Annotated in this window: 4 protein-coding genes and 2 pseudogenes; 4 read left to right on the top strand and 2 right to left on the bottom strand. The window is 62.5% G+C overall.

All coding sequences use genetic code 11. From position 1 onward, the window contains the following. Positions 1–204, bottom strand: a pseudogene (locus tag AC1Y2B_RS09655) (TAT-dependent nitrous-oxide reductase); the annotation flags it as partial. Further along, positions 197–2,106 (bottom strand): annotated as a pseudogene (locus tag AC1Y2B_RS09650) (4Fe-4S binding protein). The pseudogenes AC1Y2B_RS09655 and AC1Y2B_RS09650, both read right to left, overlap by 8 nt. A 171-nt stretch (positions 2,107–2,277) precedes the next feature. On the opposite strand from AC1Y2B_RS09650, the gene AC1Y2B_RS09645 reads away from it, so the two are divergent. The 4 genes from AC1Y2B_RS09645 to AC1Y2B_RS09630 all read left to right on the top strand — a co-directional run bounded on the left by AC1Y2B_RS09645 (position 2,278) and on the right by AC1Y2B_RS09630 (position 6,369). Then, on the top strand, positions 2,278–2,712 hold the full coding sequence (locus tag AC1Y2B_RS09645) for an RrF2 family transcriptional regulator (RefSeq protein WP_482252871.1): 435 nt from the start codon (positions 2,278–2,280) through the stop codon (positions 2,710–2,712). Positions 2,713–2,976: 264 nt separating this feature from the next. Beyond that, a complete protein-coding gene (locus AC1Y2B_RS09640) occupies positions 2,977–3,801 on the top strand; it encodes a YdcF family protein (protein ID WP_482252870.1) in 825 nt (274 codons plus the stop codon). Positions 3,802–3,889: 88 nt separating this feature from the next. Further along, complete coding sequence (locus tag AC1Y2B_RS09635; protein WP_482252869.1) at positions 3,890–4,741, top strand: methyltransferase, TIGR04325 family; 852 nt, start codon at positions 3,890–3,892, stop codon at positions 4,739–4,741. 125 nt (positions 4,742–4,866) lie between these two features. Beyond that, positions 4,867–6,369 carry an oligosaccharide flippase family protein gene (locus AC1Y2B_RS09630; RefSeq protein ID WP_482252868.1) on the top strand — a complete coding sequence of 501 codons (1,503 nt, stop codon included), beginning with the start codon at positions 4,867–4,869 and terminating at the stop codon, positions 6,367–6,369. Position 6,370 lies beyond the last annotated feature (1 nt).

Raw genomic sequence — 6,370 nt, 5'->3', positions numbered from 1 at the left:
GTAGTATTCGTCCAACTCGCCCGGAGCGACCTCAAACGACTTGCCTTCGGCGCGTGCTGCCGTGGTGGAGGCTGCGGTGATACCTGCTGCCCCGGCCAGCATGGCCAGACGCGATCCGCCCAGTCCGCCCAGCAGGGCAGCCCCGCCAGCGGTTGCTCCAAACAATCCCCGCCGGCTGATTCCGGGCTTCTTATCGTCAGACATGTTTCGGTCCTTTCACGTTCGGATGGTTGATCAGATCGCCGGGCATCCTGAGGGCTGGCCCAGTCGTGCCCACTGCGTCACGCCGTTTGACTTGGCGGATGACGACCGGGCATTTGGTTTTGCTTTGGTAAAGCACCTGACAATTCAGGCAGTTCACACATTCATTCGGGTTGATCTCTCCGGTCGGGTGGATGGCCTGCACCGGGCAATCATTGGCGCAGGTCTGACAGGGCGAGCCGCATTCGTGATAGCGCTTGAGCCAGTCGAACATCCGCAGGCGTGCCGGGATCGCCAGAGCAGCCCCGAGCGGGCAAAGCCAGCCGCAATAGGCGCCACGACCCCAGAGCAGCAGGGCGGCGGCTAGTGAGAACCACAGGATGAAGGTCAGCGGGTCCAGAAGGAAGGCCTGCCAGCTGAAGCCTGTCAACAGCGCGCCAAACAGCGCCATCAGGTTCACGACCGACAATTGAGCATCAGCATACCAGCCGAGGAAGACCAGCGTGACCGTCAGAAAGCCCATCCGGAACCAGAAGAAGACGCGAGCGTTGCGGGTGGCCAGGCTTTGGAAGAAGAACACAAGCGTCAGCACGGTCAGCATGGCAGCAAGGCCCGCAATCTCGACCTTTTTGTCGAGCCAGATCTTCTGCCACAGGGCGGTTTGAGCGGCGGATTCATCCGACGTTGTGGAAGTGTCACTTGAAGTGGCGGCAGCGGAAACCGGGGCCGCGATGGCGCGCAGGTAATGCGGCGGCAGTTGGTAAGCGAGGTCGAAGGTCAGGAAGTCCTTCTCGACCGCCGCCACCTGACGTTGCACCAAAAGCTGAATGCGGAACGGCTTGGTGGGATCAAAGCCCGAGGCGGCGGGGATGCGGAACAGGTCCGTTTCAGTGAAATCCGGCGCACCCTTGGCCGCAATCGATCCCAGCCGCTTGTGATCATGGTCATGGAAGCGGACCGACACATCATCCTGCACCAATACGATCCGGTCAAAGATGCCGCCCCGCACATAGCCCGAACCTTTGAAGGAAAAGATTCCCTTGCCCACGATCATCAAGGCCTGATCGCCGGGCTGCAGCCATGTCGTCAGGTTGGTCTGATCCTGCGCGCTCAGCAGTGCCTGACCGATGGCGGGGACGGAAACCAAGGCGACCTGCATCTCAGTAAAGATCGAGTCCGGCGGCGCGGCCTCGGGTTTGGCCGTTGCACGTGGGTCATTCAGGGCGGCAAAGGCGGCGTTGACCTGACCCACGTCCAGCGACAGGCGGCGCAGGGTGCCGTCGCCCTCCATCGCCATCCAGTCGGCAGGGGCGGTCGCGGCGGGGTCGAGTTCCACGGTGGGCCCTGCGACAACTTCGGGCGAAAGACCACCAAGGCCCAGGGCCCGAGCCACTTTGATCCCTACCGCAGGATGGAGTCGTCCAGCACCATGACCGTGACCGTGGCGCCAGAGATGATGTTCATGTCGTGCTTGCCGCCAGACTTGGCCATCGCTACCAGATCCATGCCCACATAGCTGGCCGCCAGCGCTTTGACCTTCGCATCCGGGATACCAATCAGAACAATGGGTTCCGAGTGCTTCACCAGCTTGACCCCGGTGATCTTGGCATCTTTGTCGACGGCCACCATCGTGTGGATCGGTTTGCCGGAATATCCGGTGGTGCCCACGAAGTCAGAGGTCAGGAAGACCCAGCCGATCTGCCGGCCGCCCTTCAGCACTGGTGCCACAGCCAGATCGCTGCGGATTGGCCCGAAGGCATCCGCCCCGGAGACAAGGTCCGCCGCCTGAACCGTCGGGAGGAATTTGGATAGAACTGTGTCTGCAAATCCGGGCAGCGACAGGATCACTGCGGCCATAAGGCCCAACAGCGTTCGGCTCAACAGGGGGCGAAGGGAATCCATCATGATCCTCCTATGCCTGACCGGAATGCGCCTGCCTTTGATTCAGGTCTAATGAAATATCCTTTTTATGGCATTCGGCGTGCGAAGAACACGTGCCCCCTTGATTCTGATCATGTCCGTGCGACCTTCTGGAGACGAGTATGTGACAGCGCTTCGCCAAAGAAAGTTCCCCCGATGCACCTGACCAAGTTCAGCGATTATGCCCTGCGCGTGCTGATGATCGCCGCCGCCCGGGGTGAGGACCGTCTGACCATCGAAGAAACCGCCGAGACCTTCGGGATCTCGCATGGGCATCTGAAAAAGGTTGTCCTGAAGTTGACGCGCGCTGGTTTCCTGCGGGGCATCAAGGGGCGATCGGGTGGCTATCTGCTGGCGCGCAAGCCCGAAGAGATAAACCTAGGTGCCGTGCTGCGGGTGACTGAAACCGATTTCGGGGTGTTTGAATGCTTTCAGGATGGCAAGGCCTGTCCGATTGTCGGCCCGTGCCGCCTTCCCGCGGTGGGACGCAAGGCGATCATGGCATTTCTGTCGGCCTTTGATCAGGTGACCCTGGCCGATGTGATCCTGCCCAGATCATCCTTCCGCTTTCTGCCAAGCGCCGAGGTCTGAAGGCCGATCGTTTCGCAAAGGCCGGGGCGTTGAGAGGCGCACGACGGCAAGCCGCCGGGCAAGTCTGTGAACAACCGGCAGGGCCCGGCGCAGTGCCGGAAGGGTGAAAGATCCAGTTGCACCGGGGGGGGCGGGCGATCCGGCGCGTCTGGCGCTGGCTGCGGTGCCGGCTTGGAAACAATCTGTTCCAGTGCCGGACATGGTACCAAGGCACTGTCCAAGCTATGGTTTGATCTGAAAGCGCCGCCCGGACGGCAAGCCCGGATGGCGGGCACGTCCATCGAAAGTGAAGGCGCGATGACGTCGGCGATCTTCTTCGTGATCTCGAAGCTTGTCGAGCAGGCGATCGCTGGCGAGACTTGGCTGATCATCGGGCTGATCGTGGCTCTGATCGCGCGGTGGCGCGGATATCACCGGGTGGCTACAGCCTGTACGATGCTTGTGCTGGCGGCTTTGGTGACGTTGACCATGGCTCCGGTCGGCGACTGGGTGATTGATCCGCTGGAAGCACGCTACCCTGTCAACCCACCTCTTGCCGGGCCGCCGGACGGCATCGTGATTCTGGGCGGTGCGGTTGAGGCGGAGAAGTGGAAGGCCACCGGCCAAGTGCATCTGAACGATCAGGCCGAGCGTGTGACAGAAGGCGCGGTGCTGGCCCTGCGCTTTCCGTCCGCGCGGGTGGTCCTGTCTGGCGGAGGTGCGACGCTGGGTCCGATCGGCGGCGATGTTCCGTCTGAAGCCGAGGTCATGGCAGCCCTGTTGACCGAACTTGGCGTCAACCCATCGCGGTTGATCCTGGAGGAGCAGTCGCGCAACACGGTCGGAAACGCTGAATTCTCTTTGGCGCTTGCCAAACCCAAAGCCGGAGAGCGCTGGCTTCTGGTCACCAGCGCCTCGCATATGCCGCGGGCTATGGCCGCTTTTGAACGCGCGGGCTGGACGGGGCTGATCCCCTGGCCTGTCGATTTCACGACGCCGCCCGGTGGGCGGGGGGAAACTTGGGATTTGGCGCTGAACCTGTATTATCTGAACCGTGCGGTGAAGGAATATGTCGGGATTGCCACTTATACCGTGGTTGGCTGGCTGTGACTTGTGGTGGCCCGAACCTGCCTGACGCTGCCGCGCAGCGCCAACCACATCCCCAAAAAAGCCACGTTCCCTTGGCAAGACGTCGCAAATGACGACTCGCACCAAAACCACGCCCTTCTCTGCCGGTCTGGGGCAGGCGGCCAAATCCCACCTCAAGGCGCTTGAGGCGGGGGTGCGGCGCCATCTTCTGGCGCCTGCTGCATCGGGTGTTGCGCGGTTGAAAAGGTATGGCCCGCGACAGCCGGCGATGCTGGGGGCCTTCCGGGATCGGGAGGCGGCACTGGCGGCCGTGCCGCGCCGCTGGATTGCCACCTATGACCACGCGGATGTGGCACCGGTGAATTTTCAGGTGATGAGCGAGATCCGGGTCTGGGATTATCCGGTGATGTTCTGGCTGGACCGACTGCTTGCCCCCGGATTGCGGATCCTTGATGCTGGCGGTCACTTTGGCACCAAGTACATCGCTTTCCGCAGCCACCTTCGCCTGAGCGAGGTGGCGTGGACCGTCTATGATCTGCCCGAGACGGTGCGTGCCGCCCGCGCCGCGCAAAAGCTTGGCGAGGTGCCGCCCGAGGTGGGCTTCATTGATGATCTGGCCCTTGCCCCACCCGCCGATCTGCTCTTGGCCTCGGGGCTGCTGCAATACCTCGACATTCCGTTTCCGGATTTCTTGCGACGGCTGACCCTGCCACCGCGCCACATCCTGTTGAACAAGGTGGCAACGCGGGACGGGCCCTCGGTCACCACGCTGGAGCGGATCGGTCCTGCGCGCGTGCCGTACCAGATCCGCAGTCTGACCGTCTTTGAAGCGCAGTTGGCCGAGGCCGGATATCGCATCGCCGACCGATGGGAGATCCCGTGTCTGGGACATGTCATCGACACCCATCCGGAATTGGGACGCAGCGTCAGCCGTGGCTACCTTCTGCACCGAACAGACTGATACCAAAGCGCAACACGGGACTGGCACCTTTTTGTCCTTGTTTTGCCCCACTTCCCCCACGCGGTGCCGTTAGGACGACAGCGGGTCCGATGAACATGAAGGGCCACCGAATTGATGGGCAGCGAATGGAAGTCTTAGTCAAAGTGTTGCGGGGGCGGTCAGGGGCGAAGAAAGGCCTGTCGGTTGGCACCCGGCCCATGGCCGCGCTGCGGCGCGTCGGATCGGTGTTGCTGTCGCCCTTCGTGATTGGTGTTGGGTCGCGCATGGCGGTGCAGGTCATCGCTTTTGCCCAGATCATGATCGCCGCCCGCTACATCGACATGTCCGGTTTCGGCACCTACACGCTGGGTTGGGCGACCTGCGTGATCTTTGTCAGTCTGGTCTACACGGGCTTTTATCAGGCGCTGCTGCGCAGTCTTGACTTCGATGCCGATCGCCACACCGGTTTCTGGTCGATGGCAGCCATTGGCGCGGGCGGGACAGTTGTGATGGCCGTGGTGGGGCTGATTCTGAACGGGTCGGATGCCACGATGGCCACCGTCTTCCTGTCGCTTGCGCCCATTCCCGCCCTGCGTGCCCTTGTTGCCTGGAACGAGCTGCACCTGATCCGTGACCGACAAGTTCGGTTGGTCAGTGTCTATGGCATGGCCTCGGAAAGCATGGCACTGGTGGTGACATGGCTGGGCCTGAAATCGGGGTTTGGCCTTTTCGCCTTGGTCTACGGGCGTTATGCGGCCCTTGTGGTTGACTGCGGTGTGGCCCTTGTGGCCAACCGTACCCTGCCGTCCCTGCATTTCACCCGGGCGGCTCTGGGTCGGCTGAGACTGACCGCCTTGCCACTTTGGGGCACTTCAGCGATGGCGATGTCGGCCAATTACGGCGCCGATCTGATCCTTGGCGGTTTCATGAACACCGCAGCCGTTGGGGCCTATCGCGGCGGTGCCCGCGTCTCGCAAACGGCGGCGGATCTTCTGTTCCAGCCGATGAACACAATCGCTTGGTCCCGGATGTCGCAGGTCGAGAAGGCCGGGCGGCACAGTGAACTGGGCCCGGTCTGGCTGGAGAACATGGGCTTTGGCGCCTTGCTGCTGTGGCCGATTCTGGTGGCCTTTGCCGTTCTGGCCAAGGACCTTGTGGTGTTCCTGTTCGACAAGTCCTGGCTTCCTGCCGCACCTGTCATCGTCATCCTGTGCCTGTCGCGCGGTGTCGGGTTCCTGTCGGTGCTGCTGGAGCCTTCGATGGTCTGTCAAGGCAAGGGCAATACGCAAATGTGGGTCCGGGGAGCGGCGCTGGCCGCCTTCCTTCTGGCACTGGCAACATTCGGCCGGTTCGGCGCACCGCAGGCCGCGTGGGCGCATGTCGTGATGTCGGCCGTATCGGCCCTTCTGTCGATTGCCGTGATCTTCCCGTCCCTGAAGATATCGACCGGCGCGGCGGTAAAGGCCCTGCTGCCCGCTGCCGCGCTTTCGAGCCTGTGCTTTCTGGGTCTGATCCTTAGCGCGGGGGCCCGCGCCAGTCTGGGTCCGACGCATGGGTTGCTGGCCGCTATAGCGGGTCTGGTCGTGACCTGTGTGGTCGTGGTCGGATGGTGCCTTAAACGCGGCATCGTCACGCTGCCCCGGCCATGAG

The sequence above is a fragment of the Stagnihabitans sp. genome (genome assembly GCF_964946895.1).
Note: the sequence above shows the minus strand (reverse complement) of the source record. Positions and strands in the feature narration are given on the sequence as shown.